Origin of the sequence: Mycolicibacterium canariasense, assembly GCF_002101555.1 — a bacterium.
Classification (GTDB): Bacteria; Actinomycetota; Actinomycetes; order Mycobacteriales; family Mycobacteriaceae; genus Mycobacterium; species Mycobacterium canariasense.
On record NZ_LQOL01000060.1, the window covers coordinates 106678 to 121943 of the forward strand.

Annotated in this window: 21 protein-coding genes; 14 read left to right on the plus strand and 7 right to left on the minus strand. The window is 68.0% G+C overall.

Going from position 1 to position 15266, the window contains the following annotated elements:
- The first annotated feature begins 84 nt into the window (after window positions 1–84).
- From AWB94_RS35220 to era, 6 genes are all read left to right on the plus strand, one after another.
- On the plus strand, window positions 85–252 hold the full coding sequence (locus tag AWB94_RS35220) for a hypothetical protein (RefSeq protein ID WP_165605280.1): 168 nt from the start codon (window positions 85–87) through the stop codon (window positions 250–252).
- 130 nt (window positions 253–382) lie between these two features.
- Window positions 383–1420, plus strand: coding sequence for a PhoH family protein (locus AWB94_RS21895; RefSeq protein WP_062655363.1), 1038 nt, complete (start codon window positions 383–385; stop codon window positions 1418–1420).
- 61 nt (window positions 1421–1481) lie between these two features.
- On the plus strand, window positions 1482–2018 hold the full coding sequence (gene ybeY, locus AWB94_RS21900) for an rRNA maturation RNase YbeY (RefSeq protein ID WP_062655447.1): 537 nt from the start codon (window positions 1482–1484) through the stop codon (window positions 2016–2018).
- On the plus strand, window positions 2015–3304 hold the full coding sequence (locus AWB94_RS21905; protein WP_062655362.1) for a hemolysin family protein: 1290 nt from the start codon (window positions 2015–2017) through the stop codon (window positions 3302–3304). Before ybeY ends, AWB94_RS21905 begins: the two co-directional genes overlap by 4 nt.
- Complete coding sequence (locus AWB94_RS21910) at window positions 3301–3615, plus strand: cytidine deaminase-like protein (protein ID WP_062655361.1); 315 nt, start codon at window positions 3301–3303, stop codon at window positions 3613–3615. The genes AWB94_RS21905 and AWB94_RS21910 overlap by 4 nt, the downstream gene beginning before the upstream one ends.
- Window positions 3612–4541, plus strand: coding sequence for a GTPase Era (gene era, locus AWB94_RS21915; RefSeq protein ID WP_062655360.1), 930 nt, complete (start codon window positions 3612–3614; stop codon window positions 4539–4541). Before AWB94_RS21910 ends, era begins: the two co-directional genes overlap by 4 nt.
- 18 nt (window positions 4542–4559) lie before the next feature.
- Here era and AWB94_RS21920 read toward each other — a convergent pair whose 3' ends face one another.
- Window positions 4560–5039, minus strand: coding sequence for a CAP domain-containing protein (locus tag AWB94_RS21920; RefSeq protein ID WP_062655359.1), 480 nt, complete (start codon window positions 5037–5039; stop codon window positions 4560–4562).
- A 12-nt stretch (window positions 5040–5051) separates the two neighbouring features.
- Window positions 5052–6521: an amidase gene (locus tag AWB94_RS21925; protein WP_062655446.1), complete on the minus strand. Its 1470-nt coding sequence runs from the start codon at window positions 6519–6521 to the stop codon at window positions 5052–5054.
- A gap of 66 nt (window positions 6522–6587) precedes the next feature.
- On the opposite strand from AWB94_RS21925, the gene recO reads away from it, so the two are divergent.
- The 4 genes from recO to AWB94_RS21945 are packed head-to-tail and all read left to right on the plus strand — an operon-like array spanning window position 6588 to window position 9100.
- Window positions 6588–7463 (plus strand): DNA repair protein RecO, encoded by an 876-nt coding sequence (gene recO / locus AWB94_RS21930; protein ID WP_062655358.1) that lies wholly within the window; start codon window positions 6588–6590, stop codon window positions 7461–7463.
- Complete coding sequence (locus AWB94_RS21935; protein ID WP_062655357.1) at window positions 7411–8292, plus strand: decaprenyl diphosphate synthase; 882 nt, start codon at window positions 7411–7413, stop codon at window positions 8290–8292. The genes recO and AWB94_RS21935 overlap by 53 nt, the downstream gene beginning before the upstream one ends.
- 2 nt (window positions 8293–8294) lie before the next feature.
- The gene (locus tag AWB94_RS21940; protein ID WP_062655356.1) at window positions 8295–8702 is read left to right on the plus strand and encodes a type III secretion system chaperone family protein; all 408 of its coding nucleotides are present in this window, start codon (window positions 8295–8297) and stop codon (window positions 8700–8702) included.
- Complete coding sequence (locus AWB94_RS21945) at window positions 8699–9100, plus strand: NUDIX hydrolase (RefSeq protein ID WP_062655355.1); 402 nt, start codon at window positions 8699–8701, stop codon at window positions 9098–9100. The genes AWB94_RS21940 and AWB94_RS21945 overlap by 4 nt, the downstream gene beginning before the upstream one ends.
- Here AWB94_RS21945 and AWB94_RS21950 read toward each other — a convergent pair.
- Together AWB94_RS21950 and AWB94_RS21955 are read right to left on the minus strand one after the other, a co-directional pair.
- The gene (locus AWB94_RS21950; RefSeq protein WP_062655354.1) at window positions 9093–9485 is read right to left on the minus strand and encodes a Fur family transcriptional regulator; all 393 of its coding nucleotides are present in this window, start codon (window positions 9483–9485) and stop codon (window positions 9093–9095) included. The two genes, AWB94_RS21945 and AWB94_RS21950, sit on opposite strands and share 8 nt — an antisense overlap.
- The gene (locus AWB94_RS21955; protein ID WP_062655353.1) at window positions 9482–9835 is read right to left on the minus strand and encodes an ArsR/SmtB family transcription factor; all 354 of its coding nucleotides are present in this window, start codon (window positions 9833–9835) and stop codon (window positions 9482–9484) included. The genes AWB94_RS21950 and AWB94_RS21955 overlap by 4 nt, the downstream gene beginning before the upstream one ends.
- Window positions 9836–9933: 98 nt before the next feature.
- Here AWB94_RS21955 and AWB94_RS21960 point away from each other — a divergent pair, with 98 nt between their 5' ends.
- The 3 genes from AWB94_RS21960 (at window position 9934) to AWB94_RS21970 (ending at window position 12430) form a co-directional block, all read left to right on the plus strand.
- Window positions 9934–11316 carry a glycine--tRNA ligase gene (locus tag AWB94_RS21960; RefSeq protein ID WP_062655352.1) on the plus strand — a complete coding sequence of 461 codons (1383 nt, stop codon included), beginning with the start codon at window positions 9934–9936 and terminating at the stop codon, window positions 11314–11316.
- Window positions 11317–11483: 167 nt separating this feature from the next.
- Window positions 11484–11990, plus strand: a complete 507-nt coding sequence (locus AWB94_RS21965) for an EspA/EspE family type VII secretion system effector (protein ID WP_234811834.1) — start codon at window positions 11484–11486, stop codon at window positions 11988–11990.
- An 83-nt stretch (window positions 11991–12073) separates the two neighbouring features.
- Window positions 12074–12430 (plus strand): hypothetical protein, encoded by a 357-nt coding sequence (locus AWB94_RS21970; protein WP_234811835.1) that lies wholly within the window; start codon window positions 12074–12076, stop codon window positions 12428–12430.
- Window positions 12431–12441: 11 nt separating this feature from the next.
- Here AWB94_RS21970 and AWB94_RS21975 read toward each other — a convergent pair whose 3' ends face one another.
- Genes AWB94_RS21975 through AWB94_RS21985 form a run of 3 tightly spaced genes read right to left on the minus strand, consistent with a single transcriptional unit; the run spans window position 12442 to window position 14648 of the window.
- Window positions 12442–12936: a DUF302 domain-containing protein gene (locus AWB94_RS21975; RefSeq protein WP_064961245.1), complete on the minus strand. Its 495-nt coding sequence runs from the start codon at window positions 12934–12936 to the stop codon at window positions 12442–12444.
- The gene (locus AWB94_RS21980) at window positions 12933–13958 is read right to left on the minus strand and encodes an alcohol dehydrogenase catalytic domain-containing protein (RefSeq protein WP_062655350.1); all 1026 of its coding nucleotides are present in this window, start codon (window positions 13956–13958) and stop codon (window positions 12933–12935) included. The genes AWB94_RS21975 and AWB94_RS21980 overlap by 4 nt, the downstream gene beginning before the upstream one ends.
- Before the next feature lie 12 nt (window positions 13959–13970).
- Entirely contained in the window at window positions 13971–14648 is a 678-nt protein-coding gene (locus AWB94_RS21985; RefSeq protein WP_062655444.1) for an SDR family oxidoreductase, read from the minus strand.
- 78 nt (window positions 14649–14726) lie between these two features.
- On the opposite strand from AWB94_RS21985, the gene AWB94_RS21990 reads away from it, so the two are divergent.
- Window positions 14727–15176 carry a winged helix-turn-helix transcriptional regulator gene (locus AWB94_RS21990; RefSeq protein ID WP_062655349.1) on the plus strand — a complete coding sequence of 150 codons (450 nt, stop codon included), beginning with the start codon at window positions 14727–14729 and terminating at the stop codon, window positions 15174–15176.
- The last annotated feature ends 90 nt before the right edge of the window (window positions 15177–15266 follow it).

Below are 15266 nucleotides of genomic sequence, written 5' to 3' on the forward strand. Positions count from 1 at the left end.
TGAAACATCCCATCTTTCCCGTTCTTCATGTCAGACCGGCGCGGTAAACGCCGGTACACGAAGAGGAAAGAAGCGGGAAGCAAGATGAAGAAGTTCGGATTCGTCAGCGTCATCGCGGCCGGCATGGCCGCCGCCGTCCTGGGTCTGGCCGGCCCGGCGCAGGCCGATGTTGCACACAACCAGTGGGTGCATGACAACGGCCAGAGCGTCAACGTGCCGCAGGTCGACACCTCGGTGCACCAGAGCCACTGACAAGCCAGACAGCTGTCGTTGAGGGCCACCCCGTAATCGGGGTGGCCCTTAACCGTTGGGTCAGGTCGGTGACCAGCGCTAAACTGACACCACCTACTCCAGAGCACAGAAAGCAGGCACGAAACACCACGTGACGCCCCGCGAGACGACCGCTGATTCGCCCTCCCGCCAGGTGCGCAGCAGCATCACAGTTCCGCCCGACGCTGTCGTGGGCCTGCTCGGTTCGGCCGACGAGAACCTGCGCACCCTCGAAACCTTGCTCGCCGCCGACATCCACGTCCGCGGCAATGCCGTCACGCTGTCCGGTGATCCGGCCGAGGTGGCGCTCGCCGAACGTGTCATCGGTGAGCTGGTGGCCGTGCTGGCGGCCGGGCAGCCGTTGAATCCCGACGCGATCCGGCGCAGTGTGTCCATGATGACCGGGGAAGCCGACGCCTCCCCGGCCGAGGTGCTGACCCTGGACATCCTGACGCGGCGCGGGAAGACCATCCGGCCCAAGACGGTGAACCAGAAGCGCTACGTCGACGCGATCGACGATCACACCGTCGTGTTCGGGATCGGCCCGGCCGGCACCGGCAAGACCTATCTGGCGATGGCCAAGGCGGTCGCCGCGCTGCTGTCCAAGCAGGTCAACCGGATCATCCTGACCCGGCCCGCGGTGGAAGCCGGTGAGCGCCTTGGCTTCCTGCCCGGCACCCTGACCGAGAAGATCGACCCCTACCTACGGCCGCTGTACGACGCGCTGCACGACATGATGGACCCGGAGGTCATCACCAACTTCCTGGCGTCCGGCGTGATCGAGGTGGCGCCGTTGGCCTTCATGCGCGGCCGGACCCTCAACGACGCGTTCATCATCCTCGACGAGGCGCAGAACACCACCGCCGAGCAGATGAAGATGTTCCTGACCCGGCTCGGTTTCAACTCGAAAATCGTTGTCACGGGCGATATCACGCAGGTCGACCTGCCGGGCGGCCAGGCCTCGGGCCTGCGCGCCGCGATGAACGTCCTCGACGGCATCGACGATATCCACTTCGCCGAGCTCACCAGCGCCGACGTGGTGCGGCACCGGCTGGTCTCGGAGATCGTCGACGCCTATGCCCGCCATGAGGATTCGGCCCTGGTGAATCGCGCCCAGCGCCGCTCGTCGAATGGGCGGCCGCGTCGATGAGCGAAGCTTGCGGAGCGAACCAACAGGTGGCATGCGGGACCCGAGCCTGCGAGGGAACCGCATGAGCATTGAGGTCTCCAACGAATCGGGATACGACGTATCCGAGGAAGAGCTCATCAGCGTCGCCAAGTTCGTCATCGCCCAGATGGACGTCAACCCGGCCGCTGAGCTGTCCATGGTGCTGCTGGACACGGCGGCGATGGCCGATCTGCACATGCGTTGGATGGACCTGCCCGGGCCCACCGACGTGATGAGCTTCCCGATGGACGAATTGGAGCCGGGCGGGCGGCCCGATGCCGCCGAACCCGGTCCGTCCATGTTGGGCGATATCGTGCTGTGCCCGGAGTTCGCCGCCAAACAGGCCGAACAAGCCGGGCATTCGCTCGGTCAGGAGCTGGCGTTGTTGACGGTGCACGGTGTGCTGCACCTGCTCGGCTACGACCACGCCGAACCTGACGAGGAAAAAGAGATGTTCGCCCTGCAGCGGCGCCTGCTCGAGGAGTGGGTGGCCGATCAGGTGCAGACCTATCGCCAGGATCGGCAGACCGAGAAGGATCGACGGCTGCTCGACAAGTCGCGATACTTCGACGCACCGTGACGGGGTTGGCCGCGCTGCTGGGCGCGATCTTCCTGGTCGGGCTGGGCGGGTTGTTCGCCGCCGTGGATGCCGCCATCGGCACGGCGTCCATCGCCAGGGTCGACGAGATGGTGCGCGAGGAGCGGCCGGGCGCGACGCGGCTGGCCCAGGTCATGGCCGACCGGCCCCGCTATATCAACCTGGTGGTGCTGTTGCGCATCGCCTGCGAGGTGAGCGCGACGGTCCTGCTGGTCTCCTATCTGGATGGCTATCTCGGAGTCGGGTGGGGGCTGGTGGCCGCCGCCGCGATCATGGTGGTGGTCAGCTTCGTGGCCATCGGAGTCGGACCGCGCACCGTCGGGCGGCAGAACGCCTACAGCATCGCGTTGGCCGCTGCGCTTCCGCTGCAGGCGATTTCGGTGCTGCTCACGCCGATCAGCCGGCTTCTGGTGCTGATCGGTAACGCGCTCACGCCGGGCCGCGGCTTCCGCAACGGCCCGTTCGCCTCCGAGATCGAGCTGCGTGAGGTCGTCGACCTGGCGCAGCAGCGCGGCGTGGTGGCCGACGACGAGCGCAAGATGATCCAGTCCGTGTTCGAACTCGGCGACACCCCGGCCCGTGAGGTGATGGTGCCCCGCACCGAGATGGTGTGGATCGAAGGCGACAAGACCGCCACCCAGGCCACCTCGCTCGCGGTGCGCAGCGGGCACTCCCGGCTGCCGGTGATCGGTGAGAACGTCGACGACGTGGTGGGCGTGGTCTATCTGAAAGATCTGGTGCAGCACTCGTATTCGGCGGGTGGGCGGTTCGACTCCCGGGTGGGTGAACTGATGCGGCCCGCGGTGTTCGTGCCCGATTCCAAACCGTTGGACGCCCTGCTGCGCGAGATGCAGCGCGACCGTAACCACATGGCGCTGTTGGTCGACGAGTACGGCGCCATCGCCGGACTGGTCACCATCGAGGACGTCCTGGAAGAGATCGTCGGCGAGATCAACGACGAATACGATGCCGGCGAGGTGGCGCCCTGGGAAGAATTGGGCGACGGGCAGTTCCGGGTGTCGGCGCGGTTGCCGATCGAAGATCTCGGTGAGCTGTACGAGGATCTGGAGATCGGCGAGGACCTGGAGGTCGACACCGTCGGCGGCCTGCTCGCCCACGAACTGGGGCGGGTGCCGCTGCCCGGCGCCGAGGTCACGTGGGACGGCTTGCGGTTGCGTGCCGAGGGCGGACCGGATCACCGCGGTCGGGTGCGGATCGGCACGGTGCTGATCAGCCCGGCCAAGACGGAAGAAGGGGAAGCCGAATGAGTCTGTCCGAGGAGGACACCAAGCTGGTGGTGCTGGCCCGCGGTGCGATGGGCCGGGCCGAGGCCGGTCAAGGGGCCGCGGTGCGCGATCAGGACGGCCGCACCTACGCCGGAGCCCCGGTCACCCTGGCGGCCCTGACGCTGACCGCGCTGCAGGCCGCGGTGGCCGCGGCGGTGTCCAGCGGAGCCGCCGGGCTGGAAGCCGCCGTGCTGCTGGGTGGTTCGGCCGAGGACGCCGGCATCGCCGCGGTCCGTGAGTTGTCGCCGGAGGCGACCGTCATCGTCACCGACCGCGCGGGTAACCCCGCATGACGGCCGAATTCCGGTCCGGTTTCGTCTGTTTCGTGGGCCGGCCCAACACCGGCAAGTCGACACTGACCAACGCGCTGGTGGGCCAGAAGGTGGCCATCACCTCCAATCGGCCGCAGACCACTCGGCACACCATCCGCGGCATCGTGCACCGGGAGAACTTCCAGATCATCCTGGTCGACACACCCGGGTTGCACCGCCCGCGCACGCTGCTCGGGCAGCGGCTCAACGACCTGGTCAAGGACACCTACTCCGAGGTCGACGTGATCGGCCTGTGCATACCGGCCGACGAGAGGATCGGCCCCGGTGACCGCTGGATCTACCAGCAGATCCGCGCCGTCGCCCCCAAGACCACGCTGATCGTCATCGTCACCAAGATCGACAAGGTACCCAAGGACCGGGTGGCCGAGCAGTTGCTGGCGGTCAGCGAACTGGTCGGTGGACGCGACGAGCAATCGGGCCACGGTCCGGACGTCGAGATCGTGCCGGTGTCGGCCACCGCGGGTGAGCAACTCGATGTGCTCACCGACGTGCTCGTGTCGAAGCTGCCACCCGGCCCGGCGTACTACCCCGACGGTGAACTCACCGACGAGCCCGAAGAAGTCCTGATGGCCGAGCTGATCCGTGAGGCCGCGCTGGAGGGTGTGCGCGACGAACTTCCGCACTCGCTGGCCGTGGTGATCGAGGAAGTGAACCAGCGCGAGGACCGCGACGACCTGATCGACGTGCACGCCGTGCTCTATGTCGAACGCGACAGCCAGAAGGGCATCGTGATCGGCAAGGGCGGCGCCCGGCTGCGTGAGGTCGGGACCGCGGCGCGCACCCAGATCGAGAAGCTGCTGGGCACCAAGGTGTATCTGGACCTGCGGGTCAAGATCGCCAAGAACTGGCAGCGGGACCCGAAACAGCTTGGGCGGCTGGGCTTCTAGCGGTTGTGGGCGCTTCCGTCAGCCCGGTATGCCGTAGACCGCGACGACGACGCTGCGATCCAGGCTGTTCAGTGACCACACGCCCATCTGGGTGTTGGCGCAGTTGCTCATGATCGCCATGTAATCCGGGCGGTAGTACCACTGGTTCATGATCTCGACGCCGTTGATGGCCAGCGCCGGGTTGATCGCGACGGTCTGCGACACCGTGCCCTTGTAGCCGGCCGCGTTGGCCCGCGATTGCGGGGTGGAGCCGTCCGATCCCAGGTCCCCGTCCAGCGCGCGGTTGTTCAGTACGTCATTGGCATGCCATTCGGCGGCCAGTTGCAGTTGCAGGTTCTTGGTCACGTCGTTGGTGCAGCCGGCCTGATGCTGGATGGTGTAGACGTTGGCGATCACGCTGTTGTTCAGTCGGATGTTGTCCGCATGGGCGGCCGGCGCCGCGACGACCGCGCCGGCGGCGACGGCGAGGACGGGGACGGCACGGCGGATCGCGAACATGGTCTGAAGAGATTACTGCAGCGCGGCGGGCAGCCACCACGGTTCGGGTTGCTTGGTCATCCAGCCGCTGATGGCTTCCAGCTCGGCCGCCAGTGAGATCAGCATCGGTTCACTGCCCTCCGGACCCATCAGCTGCACCCCGATCGGCAGGCCGTCGGAGGTGAATCCGGCGGGCACGTTGATCGACGGCCAGCCCAGCAGATTCCACGGCCAGGTCACCGGGCAGGCACGGATCATGGCCCGGTCGGTGGCCAGGCTGCCGCGGTTGTCGTAGTCGTGGAGGCGTGGCGGCGGCAGTGCGGTGGTGGGGGCCAGCACCACGTCGGCGATGTTGAAGATCCAGCCCACTCGTCGTTGGGCCTCGGCCTCGGCGGCCCTGGCTTTGCGCAGCACGTGTTCGGACAGCAACCGGCCGGTGCGCATATTGCTCACGGTGCGCTTATCCCACTGGATGCCGTAGCCCAGCCGGTCGGCCCACCCCAGCAGCCCGGACGTGGACCGGGACAGGAAATTCCACGACATCTTCAGCCCGTAGTCCGGGTCGGCCTCGGCGATGGTGTGCCCGAGCTGTTCCAGGTGGGCGGCCGTGTCGCGCAGTGCGGCCTCGATCTCCGGGTGCAGTTGGGCCCGGAACACGGTGAACGGGAACTTCGTCGAGACCGCGATGCGCAGTGCCCCCGGGGCCCGGCCGACCCAGTCCGACGCCCGGATCGGGTCGGGTTTGTGCAGGTCGCCGTCGACGTTGCCGGAGGCGGCGTCGAGCACGAGCGCGGCGTCGGTGACGGTGCGCGCCAGCACCCCGTTGACGGTGATGCCGTTGAACGCCTCGGGTAGCGGCCAGGTGGAGATGCGGCCGCGTTGCGGTTTGATGCCGACCAGGTGGGTCCACGCGGCCGGGATGCGCACGCTGCCCGCGCCGTCGGAGCCGATGGCGGCCGGCACCAGGCCGGCCGCGACCGCGGCGGCACTGCCTCCGGAGGAACCGCCCGGACTGTGCTCGCGTGACCAGGGATTGCGGGTGTGCCCGAATCCGGGGCCGCTGGTGAACGGCCACTGGCCGAGCTCGCAGGTGTTGGTCTTGCCGACGATCACCGCGCCGGCCGCGCGCAGCCGCCGCACCACCTCCGAGTCGGCGCTGGCCGCCGGAATCTCACCGCGGGTGCCGAAGCGGGTGGGGACACCGGCGACGTCGACGTCGTCCTTGACGGCAATGGGTATGCCCAGAAGCGGAAGTTGTTGGCCCGCAGCGCGTTTGCGGTCGGCTTCGGCGGCGTCGGCGATCGCACTGTCGGTCAGCACCACCCGGAACGCGTTGAGCGTGGGCTGGCTGTCCGCGATCGCGTCGAGGGACTGGCGGACCAGCTCTTGTGATGTGGTGGCGCCGCTGGCGAGGCGGTAGAGCTGCTGGGTGAGGGTGGGAAGGGAACCGGGCAGCTTGGGAGCGGGTGCCGTGCGGGTGGGCGTTTCTGCGTTGGGAACCATGCTGAATTTGAGGATATCCGGCGTTGCGGGGCGGCCGGTGTCGGCATGCGATGCGAGACTGGCCCGATGCGGTTGTACCGGGATCGAGCGGTGGTGCTGCGCCAGCACAAGCTCGGCGAGGCCGACCGGATCGTGACGCTGCTCACCCGCGAGCACGGCGTGGTCCGTGCCGTCGCCAAGGGGGTGCGGCGCACCCGCAGCAAGTTCGGGGCCCGGCTGGAACCGTTCGCGCACATCGACGTTCAACTGCATCCCGGCCGCAACCTGGACATCGTCACCCAGGTGCAGTCCATCGACGCGTTCGCCGCCGACATCGTCAACGACTACGGCCGCTACACGTGCGCGTGCGCCATGCTGGAGACCGCCGAACGGCTGGCCGGCGAGGAACACGCCCCGGTGCCGGAGCTGCACAGCCTGACGGTGGCGGCGCTGCGGGCGGTCGCGGCCGGCCGGCGGCCGCGGGAGCTGGTGCTGGACTCCTACCTGCTGCGGGCCATGGGGATCGCGGGCTGGGCCCCGGCGCTGTCCGAATGCGCCCGGTGTGCCGCGCCGGGACCGCACCGGGCCTTCCACATCGCCGCGGGCGGCAGCGTCTGCGTGCACTGCCGGCCGTCGGGTTCGGCGACACCGGCGCAGGCCGTGCTGGATCTGATGGTCGCCCTGCACGACGGGGACTGGGAGTTCGCCGAGACATCCACCTCGTCGCACCGCAGCCAGGCCAGCGGGCTGGTCGCGGCCCATCTGCAGTGGCACCTGGAACGTCAACTTCGGACATTGCCCTTGGTCGAAAGGGGTGATGAGCGGGTGCGCGACGAGCAGATAGCCCGTTTCCGGGTCGATACCGTGGGCCTCGAACGCCGAGCAAGGGTGTTCGGGCAGGATATGGCGCATGGCAACCAAACGGGGCAAGATCACCTACCCGCAACTGCCCCCGGCGCCTGACGACTATCCGGTCTTCCCGGACACGTCGACCTGGCCGGTGGTGTTCCCCGAGCTGCCGGCCCGCACCAACGGCCGGTTCTCCCGCCCGCCCCAGCATCCGTCCAAGGCGGCCGCGCCGCGGATCCCCGCCGACCAGGTGCCCAACCACGTCGCGGTGGTGATGGACGGCAACGGCCGCTGGGCCACCCAGCGCGGCCTGGGCCGGACCGAGGGCCACAAGATGGGCGAGGCGGTGCTCATCGACATCACCTGTGGTGCCATCGAGCTCGGCATCAAGCACCTGTCGGTGTACGCCTTCTCCACCGAGAACTGGAAACGCAGCACCGAGGAGGTGCGCTTCCTGATGGGTTTCAACCGGGAGGTGGTGCGCCGCCGCCGGGAGAACCTGGATGCGATGGGCGTCAACATGCGCTGGGTGGGCTCCCGGCCGCGGATGTGGCGCAGCGTCATCAAGGAGTTCGACATCGCCGAGGAGATGACGGTCGGCAACGACGTCATCACCGTCAACTACTGCGTGAACTACGGCGGTCGCACCGAGATCGTGGAGGCGGCGCGCGCATTGGCCGAAGAGGCCGCCGAGGGCAAGCTGAACCCGTCCCGCATCTCCGAGGCCGCCTTCGCCAAGCACCTGCACCGCCCGGACATCCCCGATGTCGACCTGTTCATCCGGACCTCGGGGGAGCAGCGCGCCAGCAACTTCATGCTGTGGCAGGCCGCGTATGCCGAGTACGTCTTCCAGGACAAGCTGTGGCCCGACTACGACCGGCGTGACCTGTGGGCGGCGTGCGAGGAGTACGTCAACCGCAACCGGCGCTTCGGCAGAGCCTGACCATGTCGTTGGAGCAACGGTTGGCCGCCGTCGCCGAGGCGATCCTGCCCACCACCCACGAGGACGACGGCTCGCTCACCGTGCAGCATGACGGCACCTTCTCGTCGCTGCGGGTGGTGACCATCGCCGAGGGGTTGGACATGGTGGCGTTGACGCAGATGCTGGCCTGGGATCTGCCGTTGGACGCGAAACTGCGGGCCAAGGTCGGCGACCACGCGCACAACACGCTGCTGGGCACCGTGTCGCTGACCGAGAAGGGTGCCCCGTCCGGCGGTAACTCGCGCAAGCATGCAGATGTGCTGCTGCGCTACAACTTTCCCGCGGCCGGGCTGACCGACGAGGCGCTGGGCACGCTGCTGCTGATGGTGTTGTCCACCGGGGCCGATGTGCGACGGGCGCTGTTGTCGTGACCAGCCCGGTCATTCGCATCGTTGCCGCCGTCGTGCTCGACGACCGCAACCATGTGCTGGTGGTGCGCAAGCGCGGGACGACAGCGTTCATGCAACCCGGCGGGAAGCTGGAGGCCGGCGAGACGCCGGTACAGGCCCTGCACCGGGAGATCCGGGAAGAACTCGGTGTCGGCATCGTCGAGGCGTCGGTCACACCGTTGGGCCATCACGACGCGGCGGCGGCCAACGAACCAGGGCACCGGGTGGCCGCGGACCTGTTCCGGGTGCGCCTCGACGGCCCGCCGCGGCCGGCCGCCGAGATCGCCGAGATGGCGTGGGTGGACCCGCACGCGCCGGGGGATATCGAACTGGCGCCGCTGACGCTGGATCCCGTGCTGGAGTTCGCGCGCGTCAGTTGACGGCGCAGGAGCCGCACACCCCGAAGATCTCGATGGTGTGGCTGACATCGCTGAAACCGTGTTCGGCGGCGACGTTTTCGGCCCAGGCCTCGGCCGCGCCACCCTCGACCTCGACGGTCGACCCGCAGGCCCGGCACACCAGGTGGTGATGGTGATGTTCGGAGCAGCGCCGGTAGACGGATTCGCCGGTGTCGGTGCGCAGGGTGTCGACGAGTCCCGACGTCGCCATCGACTGCAGCGTCCGGTACACCGTGGTGAGTCCGATGTTCTCGCCGCGCTGCCGGAGTTCGTCGTGCAGTTCCTGGGCCGAGCGGAAGTCCGCGATGTTCTCCAGCAGCGCGGAGATGGCGGCGCGCTGCCGGGTGGCCCGCACAGGTGTACTCATGCGACGTCCTCCCCGGCGTGGGTCACCGCGGCCAGCACGATCTCCGCCAGGTGCTCGTCGACCAGGCGGTACATCACCTCCCGGCCGCTGCGTTCACCGGAGACCACCCCGGCGGCCTTGAGGATGCGCAGGTGTTGGCTGACCAGGGGCTGGGGGACCTGCAGCGCATCGACGAGTTCGTGCACACAGCGCGCGGACTCGCGTAGCTGCAGCACCAGCGCGATGCGCACCGGCGCGGCCAGCGCGCGCAGCAGGTCACCCGCGGTGTCCAGGATGTCGCGGGCGGGCAGCTCGACCGACGGTGCGCTGACGTGATCGTGCTCATCGGCAGTAGTGGAAACGATTTTCATTATGGACTTAGATTACATGCGTGTCCGTGCATGTCAAGGGTGCTCGCCGCTGGTCCCGTTTTCGGTTTCGGACGGGCCGATCGCTACGCTGTCAACCCGTGGCTTCAATCATCGACACCGTTGCGAACCTGGCGAAACGCCGTGGCCTGGTCTACCAATCGGGTGAGATCTACGGCGGCACCAAGTCGGCGTGGGACTACGGACCACTGGGTGTCGAACTCAAGGAGAACATCAAGCGGCAGTGGTGGCGGTCGGTGGTCACCGGTCGCGACGACGTCGTCGGCCTCGACAGTGCGATCATCCTGCCCCGCCAGGTGTGGGTGGCCTCGGGCCACGTGGCCGTCTTCAACGACCCGCTGGTGGAATGCCTGAACTGCCACAAGCGGCACCGGCAGGACCACATGCAGGAGGCCTACGCACTCAAGAAGGGTGGCGAGCCGGATGACGTGCCGATGTCCGAGATCGTCTGCCCGGACTGTGGCACCAAGGGGCAGTGGACCGAGCCGCGCGACTTCAACATGATGCTCAAGACCTATCTCGGCCCGATCGAGTCCGAGGAGGGTCTGCACTATCTGCGGCCCGAGACCGCGCAGGGTATCTTCGTCAACTTCGCCAACGTGGTGACCACCGCGCGCAAGAAGCCGCCGTTCGGTATCGGCCAGATCGGCAAGAGCTTCCGCAACGAGATCACCCCCGGCAACTTCATCTTCCGCACCCGCGAGTTCGAGCAGATGGAGATGGAGTTCTTCGTCGAGCCCTCCACGGCGCCCGAGTGGCACAAGTACTGGATCGACACCCGGCTGCAGTGGTACATCGACCTCGGCATCAACCCCGAGAACCTACGCCTCTACGAACACCCGCTGGAGAAGCTGTCGCACTACAGCGCGGGCACCACCGATATCGAGTACAAGTTCGGTTTCGCCGGTAACCCGTGGGGTGAGCTGGAAGGCATCGCCAACCGCACGAATTACGACTTGTCCACCCACGCAGAGCATTCCGGCGTCGACCTGTCGTTCTACGACCAGGGCACCGACATCCGCTATGTGCCGTACGTGATCGAACCCGCAGCCGGGCTGACCCGCTCGCTGATGGCCTTCCTGGTGGATGCCTACCACGAGGACGAGGCGCCCAATGCCAAGGGCGGCGTGGACAAGCGCACCGTGCTGCGGCTGGACCCGCGGCTGGCCCCGGTCAAAGCGGCCGTACTTCCGTTGTCGCGCAACGCCGATCTGTCGCCGAAGGCTCGTGACCTGGCCGCCGAACTGCGCGCGTCGTGGAACATCGAGTTCGATGACGCCGGCGCGATCGGCCGCCGTTACCGGCGTCAGGACGAGATCGGCACGCCGTTCTGCATCACCGTGGACTTCGACTCGCTGGAGGATCACGCGGTCACCATCCGCGAGCGGGACGCGATGACCCAGGAGCGGGTGGCCATCTCCGAGGTGTCGAACTACCTGGCGGTCCGGCTCAAGGGCGCCTGACTTTTCCCGCGAGCAGACGCAAAGGGCCGCAATTCCACCCAGAATTGCGGCCCTTTGCGTCTGCTCACTTGTGGCTGGGCGTCCGGCGGCGCCTGACCACTGCGAAATTGCCGCTCCTGAGGTGCCGCGGGCTCGCATAGGATTCGAGTCACGGGACCGAAGGGGCGGTGATCAGCGTTTTGACGGCATTTCTCGCCACGTGGGACAACGCCCGCGCGACGCTCGGTGCCGGGACTCCGGTCGATGGGTCCCAATTCGACATGGGCGGCCGGCTCGAGCGGTTCCGCGAGACGGTGCTCGGCACCGCGCCGGGGGAGCAGTGGACCGGCTCGGCCGCCGAGGCCTACACCGACCGCAACCACCGGCTGGCTGGAACCATCGGCCGGATCGCCGAACTGGATCGCCGCCTCGGCGCCGAGGTCGACCGATCGGCCGACGTGGTGGCGTCGGGTCGGCGTGACCTCGACGCGGTCAAGCAGTGGGTGCTCAGCGCCGCGGCCACCGTGCCGCCGAACGCGGCGGGCGAGCGAACCATGATGACCGTGGTGTCCAAAGGCGTCGCCGACATCGCCGAGATCGTGCACCGGTCGAACAGCGATATGACCGGAATCGCCAACCGGATTCGGGATACCGGCACGGGGTATCAGGCGCTCGCCGACGGCGCGCCGCGGTGAAGCTGGTCCTTGCGCTCTTGCTGCTGGCTGTGCTGTCCGCATGCGCATCACCCGAGACGGCTCGTGACGGAGGAGAGCAGACCATGTCGGTGTCCGCGGAAACGGCCGCGAAGTTCGGTCAGGTGACACTGCCGCCGGGTGTCGAGGTGCTCGGCGTGGACACCGATTCAGGTCGGGACACTCGCTACCGCTTGGCATTACGCATGACCGGCGCGCAGCTGATCGAGTTCCTGGCCCAGTTCCCGTGGGCGCCGCGTAAATCCGACATCCCGAAATCGATGCAAGTCGTCGCCGGGCCACCACTGAACTCCGCGCCCGCTCCGCTGTACGGTCAGGACCAGATCACCACCACCGACCACGGGACTGTCACCCGTGAAGTCATCGTCGATGAGCGGTCGCCCGATGAGGTTTACGTGCATCTGTCGTTGTTCACCACCTGAACCGGTGGGCGCTACCGCAGTTCTGCAGGAACCTCCCCGCCGAGCAGGTCGATGAGCGCGGCCAGCAGACCGTCCAACTCGACACCCACCGCCGTGATCGCCGGATTCCCGTAGCTGCCGAACAGCAGGCTGGGCTGGTCGACGGCCAGCACGGGACCCTGCCCACCGTCGTAGAGCAGGGTGCGCAGCGGCGCGTGCAGCATCACGGCCGGGTCGTGGCGGTACATCCGCTCGGCGATGGTGTGATTACCCATCAGGTATTCGGTGGCCGGCCAGTTCGATCCGGAGCCGACCATCGCCGGGGGAACGTCGGCCCGGTGATAGATCAGGAAACCATGCGGGGCTTGGGCTTTGGCCTCAGCCAGCACGGCATCCCAGTTGCCGGCCCCGGCGAAGGCAGCCATGTCGACCGCCGGCACCAATGCCTCGTAGCGGCGGCGCGCCTGTTCGAAGTCGTCGGGTAGTGCGACCAGCAGGCGGCGGTTGACATGTTCGACCGCGCTCATGACCGCTCACCCGCGATCTCCAGGACCACCCGGAATCTGGCCTTGCCCGACATCATCCGTTCGTACGCCTGCGGCGCGTCCTCGAACGGCATGACCTCGATCATCGGGGCGATCTCGTTGGCGAGACTGAAGGCCAGGTTGTCCTCGTTCTCGATCGAGGAACCGGTGAGGCTGCCGACGACACTGCGGCCGCCGAAGATGAGATCGGTGGTGTTCAGGGCGATCGGATCGAAGGCGGCGCCGACCACCACCAATTGCCCGCGCGGGCGCAGGCCGGCCACCAGCGGGCCCATCGACGCCCCGCTGGCGGCGGTGGCCACGACGGCCGCCGCCCCGCCCAGCGCAGTCAAGGCCGCGCCCGGATCCTCGGCGGCGCTGTCGATATAGAAGTCGGCCCCCAATTGCTTTGCCAAGTCGCTCTTTTCGGGTCCGCGCGCGATCGCTGCGACCCGAAAGCCCAGCGCCTTGGCATACTGCACGCCGAGATGCCCGAGTCCGCCGAGCCCTTGGATGCCCACCAGGGCGCCCGGAGCGGCCGGCGCGTTGCGTAGCGCGTTGAACGTGGTGATACCCGCGCACAGCAGGGGCGCGGCGACGCTGGATGCCAGCCCGTCGGGCACCCGCACCAGCCCGGTCGCCCGTGCGTAGACCACCTCTGCGTAACCGCCGTCGGTACTGGTGCCGGGGGTGGGCTGGTCGACGCAGTTGACGAAGTCGCCACGGCGACAGAACTCGCATTCGTTGCACTGTCCGCCGAGGAAGCCGATCCCGACCCGGTCGCCGGGTGCCCAGGCATGCACGCCATCACCCACGGCGTCCACGACACCGACGATTTCATGGCCCGGCACCACCGGCTGCTGCGGATCGGGCCGCTGTCCCTCGACGGCCAGCACGTCGCTGTGGCAGACGCCGCAGCTGTGCACCCGGACCCGGACCTCGCCGGGCGCCGGCGCCACGACGTCGCGTTCGACGAGGGCGAACTGACGCAGTCCGGTGACCTGAAATGCCTTGTAGGTAGCCACGTCCGGATCCGCCTAGGCCACCGGGTGCAGCGGGGCGTGCACCTGCCGGGTGAGGTCGTCGGCCAGGACTTCCGGTGTGCCGGCGATGATCCCGTCCACGATCTGGCGGGCAACATCGGCCGGATGGTTCTTGGGTACGTCCAGATCGGAGGTCATGTCGGTGTCGGTGTAGCCGAGGTAGGCGCCGATGACGGTGGTGCCCTGCTGTTCCAGATCGAGTCGCAGCGAGTTGGTTGCCGACCACAGGGCGGCCTTCGAGACGCCATAGGACCCGAATCCGGGCAACCAGGACAGCACGGAGGCGATGTTGACGATGGTGCCGCCGCGGCCGGCCAGCTGGGGAGCGAACGCCCGAGTGACCCGCAGTGCTCCGTAGAGATTGGTGTCCAGCACGGCGCGGACGTCGTCGAGGTCGTCGGTGAGCAGCGACTGACCGCCGACGACTCCGGCGTTGTTGACGACGATGGTGGCATCGCCGGCCACCTTGGCCAGCTCGGCCACCGATGCATCGTCGGTGACGTCGGCCTCGATCACAACCACCCGCGGGTCGGCCGGAGTGCCGGGCCGGCGGCTGGTCGAATACACCTTGGCCGCTCCCGCCTCGAGCAACGCGGCGACGATCGCCTTGCCCAGGCCTTGCTGTCCACCCGTTACCAGTGCCGTCGCACCGGCCACCTGAGTTCCTGTCATGGTCATCTCCTTGTCGGTTCTGCTCCGGTCAACGTAGCAGTGCTGAGTTTGTATTTCCAACCTAGGTAGGATGTGAGCATGCGCACCGCTTCATTGCTCGACGATCCCTGCCCCATCGCCCGCACCATGTCCGTCCTGGGGCAGCGGTGGGCGGTGCTGATCATCCGGGAGGCACTGCTGGGCCGCACCCGGTTCTCGGAGTTCAAGCAGCGGCTCGGCGTGGCCTCGGACGTGCTCAGTGCCCGGCTCTCGGAGCTGGTCGCCGCGGGGATCCTGGAGGTCGTCGACTACCAGGAGCCCGGCGACCGCACCCGCAGTCGGTATGTGCTCACCGAGGCCGGCCACGATCTGGTGCCGGTGTTGGCGGCCATCGGCCAGTGGGGCCACACCCACCTGGCCCGGCCGGACAGCAGCGCCTACCGGTTCGTGGAAGCCGACACCGGTGAGGCGGTGGGGATCGGCTTCCGACGGCGCGACGGCGCCACGGTGCCCGCGCCGCACGTCGCGTTGGTGGCGCCGACCGTCTAGAAGCGCCCGCCGCCACCGCCGAACGAACCCCCGGAGCCGCCCGAGCCTCCGAATGAGGTGGGGCTCCAGCCGCCGCCGACGCTCCCGCCC